We start from the raw sequence: 24,526 nt of genomic DNA, 5'->3' as shown, positions 1-24,526 counted from the left end.
AAGGATTAAAACGTCGGCAGATCGGCCATTTTAGCCGATGAATCTAATCTTTCACACGCAGATGGCGTAACGAAGCGATTCGTCGGTTAAAACAGGCGAACCATCGGGAAACTCTGTAAATGTGACGATTAACCCGGTATTACTTTCATTTATACGCTAAACTTGTACTGTATTTTTCTGCGTATGGCTACGACTTTGCTTTCTCGTCGATATGTTCCCTGGCTAACTCATCTACTCGGTTGGGGGCTGCTTGGTTATCTGCTTTTCTTCCAAACGTTCAATTCCGACATTCACCTCCCCGATCTATTCTGGGTTCGACAAGGTATATTTTTCACCTTGATGGTTGGGGTATTTTACCTGAATGCGCAACTACTTGTTCCTCGATTTTTGCTTCCAGGGCAAACGAGTCGTTACTTATTATCATTAGGTGGAGTTATTCTTCTGGTCATGCTGGTTCTGGCAAGCATCGAGTTTGGGTTCGATTTGGCAAGGCTGATGCACCGGGCTTTTCATCCCGATGGTAGCGGTAAACCCAAACCATACGGTTGGGTGCAGCCCAATTTATTTACTATCGCATTGGTACTAGGCATGAGTACCAGTATGAGTTTATTACAGAAATGGCAATCCGACGCCAACCTGCGCCTATCGCTCGAACAGGCAAAAACAACCTCCGAATTATCGTTTCTAAAAGCGCAGATCAATCCGCATTTCTTTTTTAATACCCTCAATAACATTTACGCACTCACGCTAATCGATGGCGATACTGCTCGCGAAGCGCTCCATCGGTTATCGCGTATGATGCGGTACGTACTTTATGAAACTCAGTCAGGAACGACATTGCTGAGTAAGGAACTCGATTTTTTGAGCGATTACATCCAACTTATGCAACTGCGACTCACCGACAAAGTGACCGTTACGCTCGATAAACCTTCGCCCCTGCACGATCAGGCAATTGCGCCGATGTTATTTTTGCCGTTTGTTGAAAATGCGTTCAAACACGGTGTCAGCACCCTGGACCCGAGCTGGATTCGAATCAATATTCAGCAGAAAGATCATCAATTAGTGATGGATGTCAAGAATACGTTATTTACACAAAAATCAACTTCACTCGAAGCGGGCAATGGTATCGGTTTGACAAATACACGTCGACGGCTTGATCTGCTTTACCCAGATCATTATACGCTGCTCATTAATGAGCATACGCTGGCCAATGAATACCATGTACAACTAACCCTGAATTTGTCATGACACTCACCTGCATTGCCGTCGATGACGAACCGTTAGCGCTGGGACTGGTTTGTGCATTCATCGAAAAAACACCATTTCTGAAATTAGCTGGTCGTTTTAGTAGCGCGGTAGAAGCCCTGCAACGTATTCTTCAAAATCCTGTAGATGTCATTTTTCTGGACATACAAATGCCCGATCTAACGGGTCTGGAACTGGCTCGCGTGCTGGAACGAAACAACCGGGGCGCACAAACCACACGGATTGTTTTTACAACCGCTTTCGATCAGTTTGCCCTCGATGGCTTTCGTGTCGATGCGCTGGATTATTTGCTAAAGCCGTTTAATTACGAAGAATTTCTACGAGCAGCCAGCAAAGCGCGGCATTATTTCGAGTTAGTACAGCGCCCGGAATCAGCGCCGGTTCCACTTACGTTGGCTCCCCCAGCTCCTATTAATACTGTCGACGACTATTTATTTCTGAAAGTAGAATACCAGTTGGTGCGGGTTGCTTATAATGACATTCTGTACATCGAAGGACTAAAAGATTACGTAAAAGTATACCGTCAGAGCGATCCGGATCGGCCACTGTTATCGCTAACAAGTCTGAAATTATTGGAAGAAAAATTGCCGACCCGCCAGTTTATGCGGGTGCATCGATCCTTTATTGTTTCCTTAGGGAAAATCAGTGCCGTTACCCGAAACTCCGTACAGATTGGCCATACTACGATTCCAGTGAGCGACCAATATAAAGATACGTTCGGTGAATTTATTAGCCGCTGGCTTTAGTAGGAAACAAGTTTTTAAGTAAAGATAGTTTGCGATCCTTCCCTTCGGTCAGGATGACAAAAATGTTACTTGAGATACCTATTTGCGTCTCAATACTAACTTCTCCGAACTAGCCCATAAATAGCTTATCATGCCCGGCCTTTCGACCGGGCATTTATTTTTTGCAGGTAGCCAATCTATTCGAAGTCAATAAATAGCTGTTTTCTAATCAGCTTATTTCTCTTGAGCGCAATTCTAGTAAGCTAATTCAAGTAAGTTTTCGTGATCTTCTTGTGTTTCGGATACTCCCAAACGTTCTAATACGATTTTGGCGAAGGCCACTTTATCTGATTTCCTATACTGCGATTGTAATAAACGGCCAGAAGGAGGAACAAAACTTTTACTTACCTCCTGGCAAGTTTCCCAAAGCCTGGGATTCATTCGAGCTTTGTATTGACGGATTGGTGTGTCTTCAGCGAACCAGAGATCAATAACGTTTTTAATAGAAAGTTTTACTACAGCACCCATAGCATTATAATATTGGCGATATTCGTAAAAAGAACAAATATTTAACTATTTAATGATAAAATTGTCTAATTAACTAAAATATAATTTGTAATTCTACTAAAAGGCCCTTATGGGGCCAATTAGGGCATAGTTGGAAATAACTATGCGCGATATTTTAATTCATTATTAAATCAATTCTATCAGATATCATGCCAGCCTATTAACCAGGTAGACTACCGTAGGAGGTATTAGCCAACGGCATGGCTCAGGTTGATAAACGGATGTCAATAGAAAACGATTTTTTACACGAATGCATTGTCATATTTATCGGACGGACTATGTTATGGTAATTTTACGAGCAATGGTTTTTCAGTTTCGGAATTCATTTGAGCGGGTAATTGAAAAACGTCTCCTTTCTGATTACAGAAATATAGATAGCTTGCGGATGGCTTGCGTGCGTTTCCATCAGCCCAAAACGCATAAAAATCGGAATGCATCGCAACGGGTCGGCGAGGATAACTTTGATTTCGGAGATTGTTTTGTGTGATTACTTTACTCGCTTTCCAGCTTTTACCCTGATCCCGACTTTCGAGCAATACTAAATCGCCACCCGTACCAAATGGCTGCGCGCCCGGCTTGGCGGGACCAATGATTCGCCACAAAGCCCCTTCGACGTACAGTGATCCCATGTCGTAGTTGTGATCCGACTCGGTAACCTTCTGGATAGTCCACTCCTTACCCGTCCAATAGGCTAATTGCCATTCGTAAGGACCATTCGCCGGGCCGGGTTCTGACCCTTTGCTGGTAACGTAGAGAATCATTGGATGGCCCTGCTGGTCATAATTCACATCGCTGATGTAGATGTTCAATCCCAGACTTTTATAGTCTTTCACCAGCGCCTGGTTCGAAACTGTGGTTAATGGTATTGTAACGGGCTTATCATCAGCCGTATGCCAACTAGCCCCAAAATCATCTGTTTCAACAAAATATAGATTCGTTCGGTGATCCAGACCAGCGCCAACTTCGGTATCAGGGTGGTAATTGAACGCACTGCAAATCTTATTTTTCCATTGCGTACTGGACTGATAGTGACCTTCTTCAATAGCACCAATATTTTTCCACGCCGACCAGCTAACCCCATCTGGACTGGTGATATAAGCAATGGTTCGCCGGGGTTTGGTAGCCCCATATTTTAGCATTCCCCGATCGTAATGGGTCATCAGATTCAGGAATCCTTTTCCGGGTTGATAGTAGGCTTGCAGATACGAGAAGTTATCGAAGGGAATACGTTTACCTTGCTCATCCAGCCGAGTTGCTTCGATTCGCTGAAAAGTGCTGATGTCATAGGGTTTGTCGCTTCGATGGATAGCTGATGGCCGCTCGGTGCCATGAGAAGTCGAGAAAATCCAGATATAACCCTGTTTATCCAATTGAATAACCGGGTTATCATGCGCATCATCGGTGGCTTTATTGAGCAGGAGCGTTGGCCGGGAAACCATTCCGGTTTTATGGTCGAAAAAACCGACCATATGGCATAGTTCCTGTGAAGTTGAGTCGGTTACGCCACCGTAGCAGAAAAAGGTTCGATTTACGGCTGGCGCATAGATTGAAAAGGGATAGTGGTTCGCCGGATACGTACCCAGCCCACCGCTGTATTTGTAGATATATTCATTCCGAACTTTCGTATTGTAATACCAAATTCCGCGATAACCAGCGGCCTTCTGATTCAGCGTTTGCAACTGGGCATAACTTAGCGAACTGATAAACAGAAGTATACAAAAAAATCGAGCCTTCATCTTTCTATAGATAGTTATTGATAAACTACCCTTAGTGAAGATGAAGGCTCGAAAATCTACTTTTCTTTATTTACTGCACTGGCTGGCCGTTTCGGAAGGTGGTCGCTAACTTCTCTCCGTCCGAAAAATAGTACGTTCCTTTCCCGTTCGGCACATTTTTCTGGAACCAGCCCATATATTTATCGCCGTTGCGATAATAATAGACGCCATAGTCCGAGCGGAGGTTGTCGCGAAAATTCCCTTTGAATTTGATCTTACCGTCGGCGTAATATTCCGTGCCTTCACCATGCTTGTCGCCTTCCTCAAACTCACCTACGTATCGCTCACCGGTTGGGTACACAAATACGCCTTTCCCATCCTCACAATCGCCCGAAACGCAGCCTACTGATGTGCGTGCAGGCGCTTTAGGCGCTACCACTACACGAGTTGGTGTTGGGGCTGGTGTAGTGGTAGCGATAGGTTTAGGCGCCATAGCAGCCGGTGTTTTGACAATTACCCGGCTTTTGGGATACATAGCTTCGGCTTCCAGCCATCCTTTTCGAATCGCATCAATTCGAGCAGGTTTCGCCGGATGGGTCGAGGTTGCGTATTCATTGCCCAATTTCCGAACTGCCACGAGCGATTCCTCCAGCGAAGCGCCCAATTGATGCAGCACAAATCCCGAAAATTTATCGGCTTCAATTTCTTTCAGCGGTTGTCCGCCCCGACCGTCAATCGTGTGCCCTTGTAAATGATGGCCGATTTCATGCGCCATAATGCTGATCGCCGACCAGTCTGTTTCGGTTTCTTCTTCGATTTCCTGCATAAACGCGCCATCATAAACGATAAAACGCTGCCCTTTCAGGACGGTCGCAAAGCAGTTAGACGTGTTGGAACATTCAATGACTTTGAAGTTTCGCATCAGGCCAATCGGCTTCAGAATACGGTCGACAACGCGCTCAGCATGCGCATTGGAATTCGTTGTCGGTGCGCAAACTACGTCTGAGGCCACTTTGCTGCCTGTATAACTACAAATAAATGAACCCGACGAAGGAATTTGAGCAGATAAAGGGCCAGTAATGGCCGCGCACAAGAGAATAGTAGGTAAAGAGAAAGCCGCTCTCACAGGCATAACCAAATGGGTTAATCGTTCAACACGGCAGAATAACGAATGAACAAGAGCGAAGATTATATCGAATGAAAATAGAGAGTCGAAAGCTGTAGGGAAAAGCTAAAAATGAATGTCTTTGTCATTCCTCCTATCGTCGGAATGACAAAGACATTCATTTTTAGAACGGGAGAATTAGACCAGATTATCAAAAATGGTTTTGGCAAACGATACGTCTGAATTTTGATCGGCCACTTCCTGAAGATTTTTGCTAGAATAAGTCATCCCTTCTGTCAAAACCTGTTCCAGAACCTGACTGATGGCTTCGGGCGACGTTGAGTCGGTTACGATACCCAATTGCTTCTGGCTCACTACATGACCTACATAGCCATAATCAGATGCGATTAGTGGTTTGCCTGATATCGCTGCCCGAATGATAACAGAAGCCATCCCAACATGGCGTTGATATAAAGCAAGCACGTAATCCGATACGTCAAAATAAAGCTGAATTGAGCGTCCTTTTATTTCTTTAAATACTGTGACAATCTGAACATTTGGACCGACTTCAGCAATTTGATGTTCAATTTTTACCTGATAATCGGGTTGGATAGCGCCTACCAACAGAAAGCAAATTTTCTCTTGCGCAGCCGGATTAAGTTGCTTTAGCGCATCCAGAACCGGCTCTATTCCTTTTCGATCATCCAAATAGCCGAAGAGCAGAAATACGTTCCGGTCTGGATCGATCTGTAACTCACTTCGCAATGCTTCACTTTCGGCAGTAGTAATCGGATAAGACTTTACCGGATCGGGAAGGGCAATCACATTTACCTGCGTATTGATCTCGTTCAATAACGGCACCGCAGAATGATCCAAGCAAAATAAATTGGTTAGCGCACCTTGATTAAGCAGTCCGCGAAGGGTTAGCTTTTTTCGTAACTTATTCAGATAGGATTTCAGCCCTGTTGCTCGCGTGTAATGGAAATCGGGACGAAAATAAATACCCGATACCCGACTAGTAGCTTTTCTTCCCAACCAAAGGCCCAGTTGAAAAATATCAAAATACATGAGCAACACATGCGTTGCCTGATAGCGTTGGCTATAGCTGAGCAATAAATTCCACTCCCGAAACGAGCGACGGATCATCGATCCCTGTCGTGTAAAATCAATTTCAGATTGCTCGATAGGCACGAATTGGATCGTTGTTACTTCAGGAGCCTTTTCATGCAGTTGGCGAAATATAGGTTCAAACGACGCTGGTGTTGCAACAACCAGTTCGCCTTCTGGCTGGGTATGAAGCCAATAGCTGATCAGATGGCACAGATAGTCGGGGTGATGACCATCGATAATGGTATCAAATAGCAGAATTCTTCTCACGATACTTGCGTTACAACATGCTGGTAGACTTGCAGGGTCTGGCTGGTCACTTTCTCGAGCGAAAAATCCAGTTGGCGATTATACCCCTTCTGCCGTAAAGTGGCCCGCAAGGATTCGTCCAGAATAATGGTTTCGATTTGTTGCTGAATAGACGTATCTGACTCGGGGTCAAAATAAAGTGCAGCATCTTGTGCGACTTCTGGGAAACAGGATGTATTGCTGAGCACAACCGGACAACCCGCAGCAAACGCTTCCAGAATAGGAATACCAAATCCCTCATACAGAGAGGGATACACAAACGCTATAGCGTGCTGATATAATCGATATAAACTAAAATCGTCAATGGCATAGAAATGTATTCGCCCATTGAGTTCCAACTCATTGATCAGTTGTTTCTCGTCAGCTTTAAAATGTCCTCCTCCTGCGCAGATCAGTTGTACATCTGGATACTTCTTCAGTACAGGAGCAACGGCATTCAGAAACGGTAAAAAGTTTTTATAGCTGCCCCGATCACCCACGTACAACAGATACGATTCAGGCAGTTTGAGCTGAAAGCTATCCGGGACAACTAAGTTTCGAAAATTACTGGCATGATAAATCACCGTGACTTTAGCCGGATCAATTTCGAAAATTTCGGTCAGATCGTTTTTGGTGTTTTCCGAGACTGCAATAATATGAGCCGAACGCTCCAAAAGCATCTTTTTCTTCTGCTTCGAGCTGTTGTCCAAATGCTGAAATTTCGCACCAAACTTATCCTTGGTAGCATCGTGATAAGTAAGAACGAACGGCTTATTAGTGATGAATTTAAGGAAGTATGGGTGAAAAAACGTCGGATGGAACAGATCATAATCTTTCTGAAGCAATCGCATTGTACTCCGTAAACGGTTGACCTGCGACACCATCCGGTTTGTATTCATATAGCCAAACGTGTACCGAAACGGGCGAGCCGGGAATTCACTGCCGTCGATCAGATAGTGATTATTCGAGAACAAAACCGACAGATCAATATCAACGCCTTTCTCTCGGAGCCCCACCATTAAGTTGTAAAAATACCGGGATACCCCTCCAAACCGCGAGCCTGTAAACGCCTGATGATCGTACAAGATTTTCATATGCGGTGCAAGTTTACACATAAACTCCGTGTCGTTGGTTATGACTGGAAAAGCCAGGCTCGTCGACAGGCCCTATTTAAACCGTTGTATGGCTACTTTGCCTTTGGCTCCAACGGCATAGCAAGTACCTTTTACACAGCCCATTGAATGAAATCCTTCTGTATCCAGTTTTTGCCAGGTTTGGCCCTGATCGGCGGATAAACTGGTTCCTGATGGGCCTACTGTCAGCAATCGGTCGCCAGGGAGTAGCGCAATGGCTTCTTTCAGGCCGGGAGGATCGGTTGGCGTAACGTTTTGCCAGGTTTGCCCACCATCACGGGTGATGGCTGCATTGGGGCCGGATTTGCTTTCCTGTTTGTAATTTCCTCCAACAACCATACCTGCTTTATCACTAAAAAAACGCATCCCAAACAGTCCAGTCGCTTCACCGCCAGGTAGGGATGTGCTGCTAACGGCCCAGGTTTTGCCTCGATCACGAGACCGGAAAACACGCCCAAATACACCTCCACCCGAAGCGATCCAGACATTCCGTTTTCCTTCGACAACAAGGCTGGTGCCACTGGCGGCAAAAGCGGCTTCGTTTGGCTCCATCAATGGCAAACGGGTTGCCGGAACGGGTTGCCAGGTTTGCCCGCCATCGTCGGTCGTCAACATAAACCATCGTCCGTCAATTGGGTCACTAAATACAATTCCGTGCTGATCATCCCAGAAATCCATACCGTCGAAAAACACGCCTTTTTGCTGCGTCTGATAGAGTAGTTTCCAGGTTTGACCAGCATCGGTTGTCTTGTAAATACGTGCCTGACCATTTTCAGCAGGTCCGGCACTCATCAACAGAGCGGTTTGGGCATCTATCGCCTGTACATCCCGGAAATCGCAGGTTTGTGCGTCGGGTACCGAACCCGTTTGCCAGGTTTTGCCGCCATCCGCCGTTCGGACAAACGTACCTTTTGTACCTCCAATCCAGGCAACATCAGGACTAGCGACACTAACAGCCCGAAAACTGGCATCGGTACCAACCGATTGAGCTTGCCATTGAGCAAACCCGAAAAACGGTATCAAAAAAAATAGAGCCAACAGGCGCAGTGATTGCTTCATGAAAAAGAGTGATTTTTTTGTCATGCTACCGAACGAAGCATCTTAAAGTATCAAAACGGATTAGCTAGGAACCTGTAAGATGCTTCGTTCGGCAGCATGACAAAATAAAATTTTTAACGACTATAATAGTGCTGAATACTTTCACTTAGAACCTGATAAATCTCAGCGAGTTCGGGCTGATCTTGCAGATAGTCCAGATGAGCGTCAAGAGTAGTTAAATCACCGCGACGGGCGGGGCCTGTCTGAACGTTAGCGGGGTTTGTAGCCGCCAGTCCTTTTCGGAATGTTTCACTAATGATCGGTCGCAGCAGGTCGAACTCCAACCCTTTTTGCGTAGTCAGATCGTGTGCCAGAGCAATCAAATGGTTGGTGAAATTACAGGCGAATACGGCTGAAACATGTAGCGTCCGCCTTTCTTCTGACGTGATGATATAAACGATATTGCTAATGTCCTGCCCCAACTGCACTAATGCTTCTTCAGTAGCTGGATCAGATGCTTCTATACACAACGGAATCTCGTCAAAAGGCACAAAAGACTGCCCCTTTGTAAATGTTTGAAGCGCATAGAAAACACCCGTCCGAACCGGTACATCACTGTAAATAGCTATCCAGTGTTCCAAAGCTTCCAACGATTGCCCACCTGCGGTATGTACAACAATGGCATTTTCGGGAAGTACCAGCCGCGAACAAACTTCTTCCAAGGCTTGATCCGTTACGGCCAGAATAAATAATTGCGACGGGCTATCAGCAAAATTCAACTCAGAATGTGTACTGGCATCGTACAGATAACTAACCAACTGACGGGAATGATCTAACTGACGGCTATAGACTTCATTGATATGATGTCCTGCATTTTCCAGCGCTGGAGCAAGGTGCCAGGCCAGATTACCCGCACCGATAAACGAAATTTCCATATTCAAGTATAGCCTATTTTAGCTGAATCGACGCTATTGGTCTTTGTTTCTACAGTTCTATCTTCGAGTGATCTAACTTGATAGAATATGGCCCGGTAATTGTAGGGCTCCCTCATCGTATGGTTCTCCTGACAAATACATCTGGTTGAGCGATTCGTACGATGTCATCATAATGTATAATTTTGCGACTTATGCCCATCGAGCGAAAGTTAAAACTTGATAAAAAATCTGCCTGCTCAATAGACGAACGGGCGGTTTTTGGCCGTTTGATAGAGGAATGTACCGTACGCTACCAATTCTGAACCCGAAAGTCCCCAAATGGTGAACCCTTACTTTGTTCACAGTTTTACATTTACACCATCCCTTCTCAACGTTAGCAGAACCTTATTCGGAGTGAATAGTTGGTTAACGCTGGGATGCTGGGTGTTGTTGGGACTTGGAGTTACCTTCGGTCAGAATCCATCAACACCCCCGGCCCGACGCGGAGCAGCCGCCCGTCGACAGCAAGCGGCCACTGACTCGGCTCGTGCAGAAGCCCGTCGGAAAGCACAGATGCGAGCCGATTCGGTTAAACAGGCCATTCAGGATCGAACCGACAGTATTCGGGCTGCCCGCAGCGCCAATCGCCGTCCAACCGTCAACTGGCCAGATCGTCGAGCCACACGTTTCTCTGAGCGTCCATCGAAATCACCCTTTATTTTACGCGATCCCAAAGGTGTATCCACCGATTTCCGGCTCAGTCCAGATGGAGGAATTGGCGTTACGGAGCGCGTTCGTACAGGTGTGTCTCTATCCGGTGCGCCCATGTCTAACAACGTACAGGGACAAACGACAGCCCCTTCTTCGGCTACGAGTCCGCCGGGACAGCCCCTTCCGGGTTTATCGCTTCCACCGTCGCAATATGGATTACCGTATCGGCCAGCCGAAACGATTCCATATTCAACGTATAATCAACTCCAAAATCAAAATCTTGAACAGAATCTCTGGCGAGAATATGGCGCCAAGCGTGATGGTCAAAGTGCAATCAGTGGTCGTGGATTGATTCCTAAACTCGAACTGCCACCCATTATTGATCGCCTTTTTGGAGGCAGTCAGGTTGATTTTAAACCGAATGGTTTCGTTACGCTCGATTTTGGTTATCTCTATCAGTTCAACGACAATCCAGCCTATCCGGTCCGTCAGCGCCGAACGGGAAATTTCCTGTTTAACGAACAGATCAGCATCAACTTCAACGGTAAAATTGGCGAGAAACTGGGCGTATTGGCCAACTTCGATACGAAAGCCAGTTTCAATTTTGAGAATGCGCTGAAACTCAACTACAAACCGGGTGGCGGACTTCCTCCGTTGGGTACGGGCCAGGGATTACCGGGATTACCTAGCGTACCCAGCCTGCCTGGAGCACCGAACGTGCCCAGTCTGAATCCAGCCACGGGTTTACCAAATTTCACCCCTCAGAATGAGAGCATTTTGCAGGGACTTGAAGTTGGTAACATTAGCTGGGCGGTTAATAGTCAGTTAATTCCGGGCGTACAAAATCTATTCGGGATTAAAACCCAATTACGTTTCGGTAAACTCAATGCTACGTTAGTCGCTTCGCAACAACGGTCGCGCAAGAACGAGATCGTTCTACGGGGAGGTACATCGAACCGACCGTTCGAAATCCGGGCGGATAATTACGATGAAAATCAACACTTCTTCCTGTCGCAATTTTTCCGGTCGATCTACGAATCGTCGTTAAAAACGATGCCACAGGTTACCTCTGGGGTCAATGTAACCCGGATTGAGGTTTATGTGACGAACCGGACGAACACGACCGAAACGCTCCGAAACATTGTTGGCTTTCAGGATTTGGGCGAAGGCAATCCGTATAGCCAGACGAATCCGAACGTAGCGCCGTTTTCGCGCAATAACCGCACGCCATCCGATAACTCAGCTAACGGTTTATTCACAAAACTGACTGCTCAATCGAATCAACCCTTTCGGCAAATCGACCAGACAAACGATCAATTGACAAATACGTTCCAACTAGCGAAAGGAACAGACTATGATTTGTTACGGGGTGCTAAACGACTGACAGACAGAGAATATCGCTTACAGGCCGATCTGGGCTATATCTCGCTGGTAACGCCACTGCGCAACGATGAAATTCTGGCGGTTGCTTATGAATATACGTATCAGGGCCGACGCTATAAAGTCGGTGAATTGACCGAGGATTATCAGTCCCGGCGGGCCGACGAAGTGCTGGTTCTGAAGCTGTTGAAATCATCGACGCTCCGTAACAATCTCCAGTTGCCAATGTGGAATCTGATGATGAAAAACATTTATCCGCTCAGTACATCGCAGATTACCCGGCAAGGTTTTCAACTCCGCGTTATTTATAAAGATGACCTGACGGGTATCGATAACCCAAACTTGCAGGAAGGCCGACGCACACAGAATCGTCCGTTGGTTCAACTGTTTGGTATGGATCGCCTGAACCAGCAACTAGACGCCCAGCCCGATGGAAATTTCGATTATGTAGAGAATTATACCATCGACAGTCGATATGGAAAAATCATCTTCCCGGTACTCGAGCCGTTTGGTTCTTTTCTGGAGCAACAGTTCGACGCTGATGAGGATGCCTTGAAAGCTAAATACGTTTTCAGACAACTTTATACGACGACCAAGGCCGACGCCACTCAGCTTGCCGATAAAAATAAATTTTTCCTGAAAGGCTCATTCCAGTCAGGCAATGGAGCAGAAGTGCAATTGCCTTACGGGGTTAATGAACAATCGGTTACGGTTACGGCAGGTGGCGTGGCTCTGATGGCTGGTCAGGATTATGTGCTGGAATCGCAAACGGGTCGATTACGAATTATTAACGAAAGCGTAACGAACTCTGGACGTGAAATTCGGATTAGTTACGAGCAACCGGATCTTTTCCAGAACCAGATTAGAACGCTGGTTGGCACTCGTCTGGACTATGCCATTAACCGCGACATTAGTATCGGTATGACGGCCATGCACATGAAGGAAACCCCCGCTGGCTTTCTGACTCGTGTAGCGCTTGGCAATGAACCTGTTAACAATACAATTGTTGGTCTTAACGCGAACATTCGCAAAGACGCCCCCGGTCTGACTCGCTTACTTGATGCGCTACCGGGCGTTCAGACGAAAGAACTATCAACAGTTCAGTTTACCGGCGAAGTAGCACAACTCTTCCCAGGAACCAACCAGCGGGCTCGGAATGAAAGTTATCTGGACGATTTTGAGGCTGCCCGTACTATTTTCGATTTAACACGCCAACCTACGCGCTGGCGATTAGGGGCAACCCCCCAGCAGTTTCCGCAGGGCTCTTTTGCCGATCCCTTGCCGTATGCGTATAACCGCGCCCGAATTTCAGTTTATACGGTTGACCCCAGTATTTTTGGATCAACTGGTTTGGGAGTATCATCCAATATTGATATTGATGATGTCAACTCGCACGTGTATGAGCGCCCGTTCCTGCCCCAAGAACTATTTCCAGGCCGATCCGCGCGCCCTGTTCAGTTGCCCGAAAACATCCTGGATGTTTCGTATTTCCCTAGCGAACGGGGTATGTACAACTACAATCCTAACCTGGATGCGAATGGGCGTCTGCCAAATCCACGAGGCAATTTTGGATCGGTTACCCGCGCTATTGCATCAGATATAGACTTCGATAACGCCAACGTCGAAAACCTGACGTTCTGGCTTATGGACCCATTTGTACAAGGCCCTTCTGGGGTTATTCGTGGTGGTCCGGATCCAAGTCAGTTTTTCGATAACACAGGCCGTACCGAAGGCGGAAAGCTGGTGTTCAACCTGGGTGATATTTCGGAGGATGTCGTTAAAGACAGCCGCTACGAATTTGAGAACGGTTTCCCGCTCGACTCGGCAATTAGCGTCCGAAATCCCGGAACCGAAAATACTTCGTGGGGACGGGCACCAACGCGGCAATTCGTAACCAATGCCTTCCAGACGGGTTCGCGAGAGCAGCAGGATATTGGTCTGGATGGTTTAAGTAGCCAGCCTAATATTCCAGCAGGAGTAACCGCCGAGCGGGATTTCTTCAGAAATTACCTGACCGCAATTCGTACGCGAGTTACCGATCCCAATGCATTGGCCGAGATTGAGCAAGACCCCTCGGGCGATGATTTCAAATTTTACCTGGGCGACGAAGCCGATCAGCAGAAATACATCATCGCTCGGTATAAGCAGTATATGGGCATGGAGAATAACTCGCCCGAAAATACCAGCACCAATCAATACCTAACCCCCGCTTCGTCGACGCTGCCCGATATTGAAGATCTGAATACTGACAATACGATCAACGATAATGAAGCCTATTACGAATACGAAGTAGATCTGCAACCGGGCAAAATTCAGGTAGGTCAAAATAAGTACATTATCGATAAGGTGTCTGTACCAACCAAAGGAGCGCCGGGTGGCGTTGTAAACTGGTATCAGTTCCGGATTCCGGTACGTGAGTATCTGCGAAAAGTGGGCAGTATCAATGGATTCAAATCCATCCGGTTTTTGCGAATGTATCTGACCGGATTTGCCAATCCTGTAGTACTTCGATTTGCCGAATTACAAATGGAAGCCAACCAGTACCGCAAATATACCGGCGACCTGAATCAGCATGGTTTACAGGAAGTTCCTGAACCTTACGACGCCAATTTTACCGTATCGACGGTTAATATCGAAGAGAACAGCAGTACTCAGGTAACCGCTCAGGGTGGCGATAAATACATTTATTCTGTCCCACCAGGCTACGTTCGTGACCGCGATTATACCCAGCCAAACGTAGTTGAACTGAACGAGCAGTCGATGCGCCTGAGCGTAACGAATCTGCGGGATGGCGATTCGCGGGGGGCGTTCAAAAACACGAATTTCAACCTGCTTTTCCGCGAACGACTCAAAATGTTCGTACACATGCACAACCCTGATAATGAAAGTGGTCAGGTATCGGCATTTGTGCGGTTGGGTACGGATTATACCGATAACTATTACGAAATTGAAATTCCCCGACTGGTCGCTACGCTTCCAAATACGACGGATGCTGAGGCTGTCTGGCCAACGGCGAACCAACTGGATATTGCGCTTGCCGAACTGATTAACCTCAAAGCCAATCGCAACCGACAGTTTGGTCGCCAAACGTCGCTGCCCTATACAGAAACGGCCTCAAATGGTATTTATCAGATAACTGTGGTGGGTAACCCAGATTTAAGTTCGGTGCAATCTATAATGATTGGGATGCGAAATCCCAAAATACCGGGTGATGGCGAACGACCGAAAACGTTTACCATTTGGGTCGATGAGTTGCGGGCGAATGGATACGATCAGCATGCCGGAACAGCAGCCATCGCGGCTTTAAGCATGAAATTGGCTGATCTCGGCACATTGACTGCCTCGGGACGTATTACGACTTTTGGATTCGGTGGTGTACAGAGTCGTATCGGAGATCGTGCGCTCGAAACCACTACAGAATTTGGGGTATCGTCGGCGCTGGCGATTGATAAATTCCTGCCCGCCAGCTGGGGCCTTAAAATTCCATTTTACGTAAACTACGACCACCGGAATGTTGATCCTCATTTCGATCCGCTAGACCCCGATATGCCGCTGGAAACGTCGCTGTCGACCAAATCGGAAGCGGATCGGGCTAGTTACAATCGGTTAGTACAGGACAATACCACCCGACGGGGCTATAATTTCTCGAATGTCAGAAAGGTAAAAACCAATCCAAATTCGAAATCGCATTTCTGGGATATTGAAAACTTTGCCTTTACGTATGCGTTCAACGACATGAAGCGTACGAACATCCTGACGCAGGAATACCTACAGGCCCAGCATCGGGGAGGCATCTCCTATACCTATAGTGCGCAACCTAAACCGTTTGAGCCGTTCCGGAATGTACAATCGTTTGAAGCACCTTACCTACGCTGGTTGAAAGACTTTAACATAACGCTATTGCCGTCGCTGGTATCTATCCGTACCGATATGGATCGGAGTTTTATCAAGACCCAACTCCGCTCATCCGATCTGACGACGAACGGTATTCTACCCCAGTTTGAAAAATATTTCCTGTTCAATCGCTATTACGACCTGACCTGGAATCTGACCCGAAGCCTGGTACTGACCTACCATTCTCAGGCGAATGCAGTGATTGACGAACCCGCAGGTGATATCAATACTCAGGCTAAGAAAGACTCAATCTGGTCAAGCATTAAGCATCTGGGTCGGATGAAAAATTTTGTGCAGGATATCCGGGCCACGTATCGACTTCCGCTTGACAAAATCCCTTTGCTCGACTGGATAGCCGCTGATGCGGTTTATGGCGTTGGCTATCAGTTCCAGGCAAATTCGTACGGAATTGTCGATTCTCTTGGTGTTCCGTTTGGCAATATTATCAGAAATAATCGTGAGCAGGGCATTACGGGGCGGGTCGATTTAATTCGACTGTACAACAAAATACGCTACCTGCGTTTTGCCAATACCCCCGCTCCTATTCGGAAAAACTTCGCCCGTAACCCTGGCGATATCGAAGAAATTGAACGGGGGGAAAGTAAAGTGCTCAAAAACTTCACACGGGCTTTATTGACTGTACGTGGAATTAATTTCTCCTATACACTCCAGGAATCGACCATTCTGCCTGGCTTCCTGCCAACACCGAAATTCTTTGGTTTAAGTCCTGAAAATGCACCGGGTCTGAACTTCGTATTGGGCGGTCAGGATCGTAATATCGCCTATAAAGCTGCTCAGAAAGGCTGGCTTTCGCCAAGTACGATCCAGAATACAGCTTTCCAGCAAAACATTACGAAGAAATTTACAGCGAGTACTACCCTGGAACCGTTCAAAGATTTCCGGATGATTATCAACTGGAAACTGGATCGGACGGATGCGTATCAGGAATATTTCCGTCCGGGTTCGCAGGGCGGGGCGTTTGAAACCCAATCACCCGTTCGAAGTGGTCAATTCAGTATGTCGTTCTGGTCGTTCCGAACGGCTTTCAAGGGGCTTCGTGATGATAATACGTCTGTTTTATTTGACAGTCTGGAGAGCTATCGAACTTATTTCGCGAAGGTGCTCAACGACAAAGCTCGGGAAGGGAATCGGGCCGGTACGTATGACCTGAATGCGCAGGATGTATTGATCCCGTCGTTCTTTGCGGCTTATAGTGGTCAGCAGAAAGAGAAAGCGAAATTCTCGCCCTTCTATAATTTCCCGCTTCCGAACTGGACGATCACCTATAACGGTATGTCGGGACTGGGCTTTATTCGGAAAGCATTTAGTGCATTCACGATCAATCATAGCTACACATCGACGTACAGCGTAGGTAATTACATTTCGAATCTGGATTACACAGCCGCCTACGTGAATCTGGCCGTTCAGGATTTTGGCGTCGGAACGCTGACCAACCAGTTAGGCCAATTTATGCCGGTTGTCGCGATGAGTACGATTACCATGTCGGAGAAGTTTGCCCCAATGATTGGCGTTCAGGTTCAGACGAAAAGTCGGATTAATGGTCAGCTATCGTATAACCAGAGTCGTGATGTAGCCTTGAGTTTATCGAATGCGCAGGTAGCGGAACTGAGCAACAAAGATCTGACAGCCTCGCTTGGCTTCACTCGGCAAAATGTCCGGATTCCATTCCGGATCAATGGAGCCTATAAGCGACTGAAAAATGATTTGACGTTCTCCTGTGCACTAACCTTCCGCGACACACGAACCATCCAACGAAAACTGGATGCTGAACAGACCGTTACGGCGGGTAATGTGAACTTCCAATTACGTCCGCAGATCAGTTATATCGTTAATCGCCGGTTGAATTTCAACCTCTATTTCGACCGTACGTTCAACGATCCTCTCGTTTCGAACTCCTTCAAGCGGGCAACTACGGCTGGCGGTGTTCAGTTGAAGTTTAATCTGGCTGAGTAATCGGACTTGCCTTTTTAGTGTTTCCTGAAATAATAAACCTAGTGAGAGGGTGAACGATTGCCCTGAATGAAAGTTCTATAGTAATAGAACATACTTTTTAGAACACGGATGAGATGGTCTGGCTTTCTGACAATTCTGTTGTGTGCGCCCTTATTCGTAATGGCACAAAAGCCAGTCCCTAAAGTATTTCAGCGCGGCCTTGGACGATTTATCTACCAAACCCTGAATGATACCTCATCGGCCGAGTCGTCCAAGATTTTAGTTTTTCCAACGTTAGGCTATGCTCCTGAAACCAGTCTGGAGGTTGGCCTACGCACCTTCTCGCTCTATTACGCCAAAGATGATACGACCGTCAACCGGCTGAGTGAGATAACTTTATATACTTTTCTTACGCTACGCGGCCAATTTGGCGCCCAACTCGAAAACGCGGTTTACTCCGATCAAAACAAGTATTTTTTATTAGGTCGAGTTCGTTACCAGCAATTTCCGTTGCTCTATTATGGCATTGGCCATGAAACGCAACCCCATAATCCGGCGCTGGTCAATTCCAATCAGATACAGTTTCGTCAGCGCGTATTGCGAAAAGTTTACGCGAGCTGGTATGCCGGTCTCGAAGTCGATTATCAGAATATTCATCGTGTCTCCTTTGAGCATTCTGATTCTTCAGCCTTCATACGGCCCGTCGGCAGCGAAGGCTCGTCGAGTGTTGGGGTTGGCGTGGCTATCGTAAATGACACCCGTAAAAACGTGCTCAATGTTCGGAATGGGCAGTTTCTTGAAGCAGGATTTCTGGCGTATCGACAAGCCGTCGGTAGTGATTTTGATTACCAGAGTATTGTCATTGACGGTCGTATCTATCGGCCTTTGGGAAAACCAAACCGAATTATTGCAGCGCAGCTTTCGGGCGTATTAATGTCTGGCACAGTTCCTTTTAATAACATGGCTTTGTTGGGCGGAGAAAACCTGATGCGCGGCTATTACTTAGGTCGTTATCGTGATAAAAACCTGATCGCCATGCAAACCGAAATACGCTGGTTGCCGTTTAGTTTCAGCAAGCGCTGGGGCGGAACGGTATTCGCCGGACTAGGAACGGTTGCGCCAACACTCGATAAAATCCAATTTAACCAATTTCGTTGGGCGGTTGGAGGAGGTCTTCGGTTTCTCTTTTTTCAGCGAAAAGATGTATTCCTTCGGGCCGATGTGGGCGTAACACGTGAAGGAACGGGGCTATATTTTTCTCTCGGCGAAGCATTTTAAACCAAATCTGTAACCAAAACCTGTTTAATCTAACACATGAAATACAACCCGCTTGGCAATACCGGCGTATTGGTCTCTGAGATTTGCCTTGGTACAATGACGTTTGGTGGGAATGGCTATTGGAAAGCCATCGGCGAACTCCAGCTCGACACCGTAAATGACATCCTGAAAACGGCAGTGGATATCGGCATTAATTTTATCGACACCGCCAATGTGTATTCCTTTGGTGAGTCGGAAGAGTTATTAGGTGCGTCGATAAAATCGCTCGGATTGTCGCGCGACGAATTGATCATTGCTACCAAAGTTCGTGGACGAATGGGCGAAGGGAAAAATCAGGTTGGGCTCGGTCGACTGCAAATTATGCAGCAGATCGAAGGTAGCCTGAAACGACTTCAAACCGACCATGTTGATCTCTATCAAATTCACGGATTCGACCCTATCACGCCACTAGAAGAAACGATGCGTGGTCTGGAAGATGTGGTGCGGAGTGGAAAAGTGCGCTACATCGGTTGCTCGAATCTGGCGGCCTGGCAGATGATGAAAGCCAACGGAATCGCCGAAAAGAATGGCTGGACGAAGTTTATTTCGACCCAGAATTACTACTCTATTGCTGGTCGCGATCTCGAAAACGAAATCGTGCCGATGGTACAGGATCAGCAAATGGCGATTCTACCCTGGAGTCCGCTGGCCGGTGGTTTTTTATCAGGAAAATATACTCGGGACAATAAACCCGAAGGCGATTCGCGCCGACTTGGCTTTGATTTTCCCCCTGTCAATCAGGAGCGCGCTTACGACATTATTGATGTAATGGAAAAAATTGCAGAAGCGCATGGCGTTTCGGTCGCCCGTATTGCCCTGGCCTGGGTGTTGGCGAAACCAGCCATTACAAGCGTTATTATCGGCGCAAAAAATACGGATCAATTAGTCGATAATATCAAAGCGGTAGAGATTAGCCTAACATCCGAACAACTCGACCAACTGGATCAGGTAAGTGCGAATCCGAAGCCGTATCCGCAATGGATGATTCAACGGCAAAGTGGTGACCGATTTGGTGCCTATAATTTTTCACCCAATCAATCGACTGTAGCTTCTAAATAAAGTAGATTATAACAATATTTATTAGCTCACCACTGATTGAGTTGAATTAACTAACCGCCGAACTCCCCAGGTCTGTGTCCTCACAGACGCCTGTGCGTCAGCCAACGCGATTCTCCGATAAGGGATCTGTGAGGACACAGACCTGGAAACGGTAGCAGCCAAGTAATCAATCAATAAAGTTGTACAGACCAGCAAAGAGTCTGTGCAACTTATTGTAACTATAGACAGGCATCTGGATTATGGTTTGCAAATTCGGCATCGGATACCGAATTTTGTGGATATTCTAGATAAACACCCCTACAATGAATTTTCCTGCAGAGCTGAGTTATACGGAGGATCACGAGTGGATTCGGATAGAGGATGACGGCACCGCCGTAATTGGAATTACCGATCACGCACAGCACGAATTGGGCGATATCATTTTCGTTGATATCAATACTGTTGGACAAACCTTAGGCAAAGGTGAGGTATTCGGTGCTGTAGAAGCCGTTAAAACCGTATCGGATCTGTTTTTACCGATTGAAGGCGAAGTACTTGAGTTAAATCCAGCGATTGAGAAAAGTCCCGAATTACTGAACAGCGACCCCTATGGCGAAGGCTGGATTATCCGGCTAAAACCTGCTGATGCTAGTCAGAAAGATAGTCTCCTAACGGTCGATGCTTATAAGAGTCTGGTAGGTGCCTGATTCACGGAATAAATTAGTAAAAGGCTCCGCAAGGAGCTTTTTTTTGATAATCACTTATCCATAGCCCCGTTTTGTCGAACCAAATCGGGAGTTTTCTATGCAATTATTAATCCGTTCTGCCCGCGTTGTTGATACTGCTTCGTCGTTCGACGGACAGGTGGTTGATATTCTGGTTGAAAACGGCCTGATTCGCCAAATTGGTGAAAATCTGTCGGCCCCCTCCGAAGTTCCTATTATTGAATCCAAAAATCTACACGTATCATCGGGTTGGTTCGATATGCGCGTATTGGCGCAGGACCCCGGTTATGAACATAAAGAAGATCTAGCCAGTGTATGTCAGGCGGCTGCGGCTGGGGGTTTTACGGATATTGCTGTACTACCTAATACCTATCCTGTAGTCGACGATAAGGGGACGCTCGGTTATATCAAACGCATGGCCGAAGGGCAACCGGTCAGCGTGCATACCATTGCGGCTGTGACGAAAAAAGCGGCTGGTGAAGATTTCACCGAAATGCTCGATCTGCATCGGGCGGGAGCCGTTGCGTTTTCTGATGGCACTCACCCGCTCCAGAACCCAGATCTACTTCTCAAAACGCTTCAGTATCTCCAACCCATTAACGGACTACTGATCAATCGGCCCGAAGAACAATTACTTACCCGTTTTGGGCAAATGCATGAGGGCGTTCAAAGTACCTTATTGGGTCTGAAAGGAATGCCTGCCCTTGCCGAAGAACTGATCATCGAACGTGATTTACGATTGCTGGACTACGTGCATGGAGCAAAAGATCCCTCTGCCCATAGTCCTCTGCCTTCTGCCTTGCATTTCTCCACGATTTCATCTGCTCGGTCGGTTGATTTGATTCGTCGGGCGAAAGCGGCCGGGCTGCCAGTAAGTTGCGATGTTGCTGCGCATCAATTAGTTTTCGATGATTCGGCTTTAGCGGGTTTTGATACAAACCTGAAAGTAAATCCACCCTTCCGCTCTCCAGAGGATGTAGCCGCATTGTGGCAAGGGCTGGCAGACGATACAATTGATGTAATTGTATCGGATCATTCGCCCCAGGATGCTGAAAGTAAAAACGTAGAATTTGATCAGGCTGAATTCGGCATGATTGGTCTCGAAACCGCGTTTGCGGCTGTTTTAACGCATAATAAGCAGTTATCGTTAGCACAAATCATCGAGAAGATAAACACAAATCCCCGACGTATTCTGCATTTACCCAATTTAGGTATCGGAGAAGGCAATACAGCCAGCCTGACACTCTTTGACCCAACTCGCGAGTGGGTATATAGTCGCACGTTCTCCAAGTCGAAAAACTCACCGTTTCTAGGGCAAACACTTACGGGCGCTGTGATCGGAACCGTACATCAGGGCCAGTTTAACCGTACTTCATGAAAAACATTATCAATTATTTTAATCACCCGTTACTGAAGATTCCACTGCTGGCAGGCTTCACAACGGGTATTTTGTGCTTCCTGTACTTTCTGGGTTTGTACGCGCTGGATATACCAGCATTAGGCAACATTCGCGTACTGGATTACGGCATTCATATCATTGTAATCTTGGCTACAGTCTGGTATTATCGGAAATATATCGGTCATGGGCGACTGCATTTGTGGGAAGGTCTGGCAATTGGTTACGTGCTCAATACGGTAGCCGCTTTAGTAACAGGCTGGCTTATTTATTTCTTTGTTACTCAGATTGATCCGGGAGTTTTTGCTGAATATATAACGAATTCAAAAAAGCTCCTGTTGGAAGGCAAAAAGCAGATCACCGATCAGTTTGGCCCCGAAACGTTTACCGAACAATGGCAGAAAGTGTCCACAATGCAGCCTTCTATATTGCTCCCCGATGAGCTGACGAAGAAAACCGCGTTGGCGGTAATACCTGTGCTCATTATTTCGCTTATTTTCCGAAAGCAGGATTATAGTGTTATGCAATGATTTGTCCTAAGACCATTCTACGATGAACGAACCAATTTCAACATCCCGTCTTGCGATTAAATGGGGGCTTATCTTAGCCGTTGCGTCCATCATCTACTCGATCATTCTATTTGTTACCGATAGCATTGGAAATAGAGGACTGGGTTTGGTAGCGTACGCCCTCACCATCACTGGGCTTGTTTTAGCGATGCAAGAGTTTAAGAAACTCAATGGTGGTTACATGACGTATAGCCAGGGGCTTAGCTTAGGTACGCTAACGGCAGCAATTTCCGGTCTAATCTCCAGCGTATTTTCCGTATTCTACATGACGTTCATCAACACTAATATGATGGAGCGGGCAGCTGAAAAGGCGCGTGAGCAGATGGAAGATCAGGGAAAGATGTCGGATGAGCAAATTGACCAGACTATTGAAATCATGGAAAAATTTCAGAGCCCAGGCATTTTGTTTGCCTTTGGTGTTATTGGGTCTGTGCTATTAGGGCTGGTTTTTTCACTGATTATTGCGGCATTTATACGTCGAAACAAAGACAATCCGTTTGAATAGAATCATTATTACATACTGACTACGTGCTGGCTATTTTTCGGAAAGAAATCAATCAGTTTTTTTCGTCGCCCATTGCCTATATTATTATGGGCGTATTCCTGACCGCTATGGGTTTGTTGCTCTGGGTATTTCCCGATACAAGCCTGCTGGAGAACGGATATGCCGATATGGGTACGTTTTTTAATCTAACGCCCTATCTGATGCTATTTTTGGTACCTGCCATCACCATGCGTTCGATTGCCGATGAAGTGCGTTTGGGTACACTAGAATGGCTGTTGACAAAACCCGTCAGTCGTTGGGGAATCGTCTTGGGGAAATTTCTGGCGAGCTGGTTATTAGTCATTATTACACTGGTGCCTACCCTTCTCTATTATCTTTCGCTCTATCAGCTTGGCTCACCAGCGGGCAATATAGATTCAGCCGGTGTATTTGGCTCCTACATTGGTCTGGTTTTACTAGCCTGCGTATTTGTTGCCATTGGTTTATGGTCGTCCTCGTTCAACGACAATCAGGTAGTGGCTTTCGTGCTGGGCGTATTTATTTGTTTTCTGCTTTACATCGGCCTGAATGCGCTGGCAGGCTTATCGGCTTTAGGCGGCCTATCGTATTACCTTTCTTTATTTGCCCTGGATGAACAATACAGAGCTCTTGGCCGAGGAGTCATTGATAGTCGAAATGTTGTTTACCTGGTTAGTGTAACTGCCTTCTTCTTACTTCTGACAACCAATCGATTAAAATCGACTTTATGAAAATTCCCCCTGCGCTGGTTCGCTGGTTAGCCATCATCTGGACAATCATTATGCTAATCGGCTGCCTGACTCCTCACGAGGAAATTCCTGGCGAGTTAGCAACCTGGAATGATAAAGTGCTGCATATACTCATTTTCGCACCTTTTACACTGCTATGGGCGCTAACCGGCTTTCAGGTAGGCCGCGTACTCATTGCTGGAATTTTGTTTGGTGCCCTCATCGAAGTTCTTCAATACATACTACCCATCAATCGAAGCGCCGACTGGATGGACTTAGCTGCCGATAGCCTTGGCGCTGTGGCCGGTATTCTGATCGTTTGGTTACTACCCAAAAAGTTGAGACTTATGATTTCTTAAACCGAAGGATTATACTCAGTTTGAGGGTGTAATAAAGTATAGAGTCTGATTCTTAATCAAATTCTAACGAATTAT

Annotated in this window: 18 protein-coding genes; 11 read left to right on the top strand and 7 right to left on the bottom strand. The window is 46.6% G+C overall.

All coding sequences use genetic code 11. The features are described from left to right. The first annotated feature begins 183 nt into the window (after positions 1-183). Both ACYVE4_RS07720 and ACYVE4_RS07715 read left to right on the top strand, forming a co-directional pair. The gene (locus ACYVE4_RS07720; RefSeq protein WP_460996646.1) at positions 184-1,248 is read left to right on the top strand and encodes a sensor histidine kinase; all 1,065 of its coding nucleotides are present in this window, start codon (positions 184-186) and stop codon (positions 1,246-1,248) included. Continuing rightward, positions 1,245-2,012, top strand: coding sequence for a LytR/AlgR family response regulator transcription factor (locus ACYVE4_RS07715; protein WP_460996645.1), 768 nt, complete (start codon positions 1,245-1,247; stop codon positions 2,010-2,012). The genes ACYVE4_RS07720 and ACYVE4_RS07715 overlap by 4 nt, the downstream gene beginning before the upstream one ends. A gap of 234 nt (positions 2,013-2,246) precedes the next feature. Here the strand turns inward: ACYVE4_RS07715 and ACYVE4_RS07710 are convergent, their stop codons facing one another. The 7 genes from ACYVE4_RS07710 to ACYVE4_RS07680 form a co-directional block, all read right to left on the bottom strand. Further along, a complete protein-coding gene (locus ACYVE4_RS07710) occupies positions 2,247-2,519 on the bottom strand; it encodes a hypothetical protein (protein WP_460996644.1) in 273 nt (90 codons plus the stop codon). Between the two features lie 320 nt (positions 2,520-2,839). Beyond that, entirely contained in the window at positions 2,840-4,294 is a 1,455-nt protein-coding gene (locus tag ACYVE4_RS07705) for a BNR-4 repeat-containing protein (protein ID WP_460996643.1), read from the bottom strand. A gap of 70 nt (positions 4,295-4,364) precedes the next feature. After that, entirely contained in the window at positions 4,365-5,405 is a 1,041-nt protein-coding gene (locus ACYVE4_RS07700; RefSeq protein WP_460996642.1) for a M48 family metalloprotease, read from the bottom strand. Between the two features lie 171 nt (positions 5,406-5,576). Beyond that, positions 5,577-6,755, bottom strand: a complete 1,179-nt coding sequence (locus tag ACYVE4_RS07695) for a glycosyltransferase (protein ID WP_460996641.1) — start codon at positions 6,753-6,755, stop codon at positions 5,577-5,579. Continuing rightward, positions 6,752-7,867, bottom strand: coding sequence for a glycosyltransferase family 4 protein (locus ACYVE4_RS07690; protein WP_460996640.1), 1,116 nt, complete (start codon positions 7,865-7,867; stop codon positions 6,752-6,754). The genes ACYVE4_RS07695 and ACYVE4_RS07690 overlap by 4 nt, the downstream gene beginning before the upstream one ends. A gap of 72 nt (positions 7,868-7,939) precedes the next feature. Further along, positions 7,940-8,965 carry a WD40/YVTN/BNR-like repeat-containing protein gene (locus tag ACYVE4_RS07685; RefSeq protein ID WP_460996639.1) on the bottom strand — a complete coding sequence of 342 codons (1,026 nt, stop codon included), beginning with the start codon at positions 8,963-8,965 and terminating at the stop codon, positions 7,940-7,942. 113 nt (positions 8,966-9,078) lie between these two features. After that, entirely contained in the window at positions 9,079-9,879 is an 801-nt protein-coding gene (locus tag ACYVE4_RS07680) for a Rossmann-like and DUF2520 domain-containing protein (RefSeq protein WP_460996637.1), read from the bottom strand. Between the two features lie 318 nt (positions 9,880-10,197). Between ACYVE4_RS07680 and sov the strand changes: the two genes are divergently transcribed. From sov to ACYVE4_RS07635, 9 genes are all read left to right on the top strand, one after another. Beyond that, a complete protein-coding gene (gene sov / locus ACYVE4_RS07675) occupies positions 10,198-17,817 on the top strand; it encodes a T9SS outer membrane translocon Sov/SprA (RefSeq protein WP_460996635.1) in 7,620 nt (2,539 codons plus the stop codon). Positions 17,818-17,976: 159 nt separating this feature from the next. Further along, positions 17,977-19,074, top strand: coding sequence for a BamA/TamA family outer membrane protein (locus ACYVE4_RS07670; RefSeq protein WP_460996634.1), 1,098 nt, complete (start codon positions 17,977-17,979; stop codon positions 19,072-19,074). Positions 19,075-19,110: 36 nt separating this feature from the next. Further along, positions 19,111-20,172, top strand: coding sequence for an aldo/keto reductase (locus tag ACYVE4_RS07665; protein WP_460996632.1), 1,062 nt, complete (start codon positions 19,111-19,113; stop codon positions 20,170-20,172). Positions 20,173-20,474: 302 nt separating this feature from the next. Next, positions 20,475-20,858, top strand: coding sequence for a glycine cleavage system protein GcvH (gcvH, locus tag ACYVE4_RS07660; RefSeq protein WP_460996631.1), 384 nt, complete (start codon positions 20,475-20,477; stop codon positions 20,856-20,858). A gap of 97 nt (positions 20,859-20,955) precedes the next feature. Beyond that, positions 20,956-22,254, top strand: coding sequence for a dihydroorotase (locus tag ACYVE4_RS07655; protein WP_460996630.1), 1,299 nt, complete (start codon positions 20,956-20,958; stop codon positions 22,252-22,254). Beyond that, positions 22,251-22,802: a DUF4199 domain-containing protein gene (locus tag ACYVE4_RS07650; protein ID WP_460996629.1), complete on the top strand. Its 552-nt coding sequence runs from the start codon at positions 22,251-22,253 to the stop codon at positions 22,800-22,802. The genes ACYVE4_RS07655 and ACYVE4_RS07650 overlap by 4 nt, the downstream gene beginning before the upstream one ends. A 22-nt stretch (positions 22,803-22,824) precedes the next feature. After that, the gene (locus ACYVE4_RS07645) at positions 22,825-23,346 is read left to right on the top strand and encodes a DUF4199 domain-containing protein (protein ID WP_460996628.1); all 522 of its coding nucleotides are present in this window, start codon (positions 22,825-22,827) and stop codon (positions 23,344-23,346) included. Between the two features lie 23 nt (positions 23,347-23,369). Then, a complete protein-coding gene (gene gldF, locus ACYVE4_RS07640) occupies positions 23,370-24,095 on the top strand; it encodes a gliding motility-associated ABC transporter permease subunit GldF (protein WP_460996627.1) in 726 nt (241 codons plus the stop codon). Beyond that, on the top strand, positions 24,092-24,451 hold the full coding sequence (locus tag ACYVE4_RS07635; RefSeq protein ID WP_460996626.1) for a VanZ family protein: 360 nt from the start codon (positions 24,092-24,094) through the stop codon (positions 24,449-24,451). Before gldF ends, ACYVE4_RS07635 begins: the two co-directional genes overlap by 4 nt. Positions 24,452-24,526 lie beyond the last annotated feature (75 nt).

The sequence above is a fragment of the Spirosoma harenae genome (assembly GCF_054776975.1).
This window is presented reverse-complemented; position numbering and strand designations above follow the sequence as displayed.

Bases quoted from the DNA above. Each gene is read 5' to 3' on its own strand.
- ACYVE4_RS07720 (WP_460996646.1), top strand. From the start codon at position 184: ATGGCTACGACTTTGCTTTCTCGTCGATATGTTCCCTGGCTAACTCAT.
- ACYVE4_RS07715 (WP_460996645.1), top strand. From the start codon at position 1,245: ATGACACTCACCTGCATTGCCGTCGATGACGAACCGTTAGCGCTGGGA.
- ACYVE4_RS07710 (WP_460996644.1), bottom strand. From the start codon at position 2,519: ATGGGTGCTGTAGTAAAACTTTCTATTAAAAACGTTATTGATCTCTGG.
- ACYVE4_RS07705 (WP_460996643.1), bottom strand. From the start codon at position 4,294: ATGAAGGCTCGATTTTTTTGTATACTTCTGTTTATCAGTTCGCTAAGT.
- ACYVE4_RS07700 (WP_460996642.1), bottom strand. From the start codon at position 5,405: ATGCCTGTGAGAGCGGCTTTCTCTTTACCTACTATTCTCTTGTGCGCG.
- ACYVE4_RS07690 (WP_460996640.1), bottom strand. From the start codon at position 7,867: ATGAAAATCTTGTACGATCATCAGGCGTTTACAGGCTCGCGGTTTGGA.
- ACYVE4_RS07685 (WP_460996639.1), bottom strand. From the start codon at position 8,965: ATGAAGCAATCACTGCGCCTGTTGGCTCTATTTTTTTTGATACCGTTT.
- ACYVE4_RS07680 (WP_460996637.1), bottom strand. From the start codon at position 9,879: ATGGAAATTTCGTTTATCGGTGCGGGTAATCTGGCCTGGCACCTTGCT.
- sov (WP_460996635.1), top strand. From the start codon at position 10,198: ATGGTGAACCCTTACTTTGTTCACAGTTTTACATTTACACCATCCCTT.
- ACYVE4_RS07670 (WP_460996634.1), top strand. From the start codon at position 17,977: ATGGCACAAAAGCCAGTCCCTAAAGTATTTCAGCGCGGCCTTGGACGA.
- ACYVE4_RS07665 (WP_460996632.1), top strand. From the start codon at position 19,111: ATGAAATACAACCCGCTTGGCAATACCGGCGTATTGGTCTCTGAGATT.
- gcvH (WP_460996631.1), top strand. From the start codon at position 20,475: ATGAATTTTCCTGCAGAGCTGAGTTATACGGAGGATCACGAGTGGATT.
- ACYVE4_RS07655 (WP_460996630.1), top strand. From the start codon at position 20,956: ATGCAATTATTAATCCGTTCTGCCCGCGTTGTTGATACTGCTTCGTCG.
- ACYVE4_RS07650 (WP_460996629.1), top strand. From the start codon at position 22,251: ATGAAAAACATTATCAATTATTTTAATCACCCGTTACTGAAGATTCCA.
- ACYVE4_RS07645 (WP_460996628.1), top strand. From the start codon at position 22,825: ATGAACGAACCAATTTCAACATCCCGTCTTGCGATTAAATGGGGGCTT.
- ACYVE4_RS07635 (WP_460996626.1), top strand. From the start codon at position 24,092: ATGAAAATTCCCCCTGCGCTGGTTCGCTGGTTAGCCATCATCTGGACA.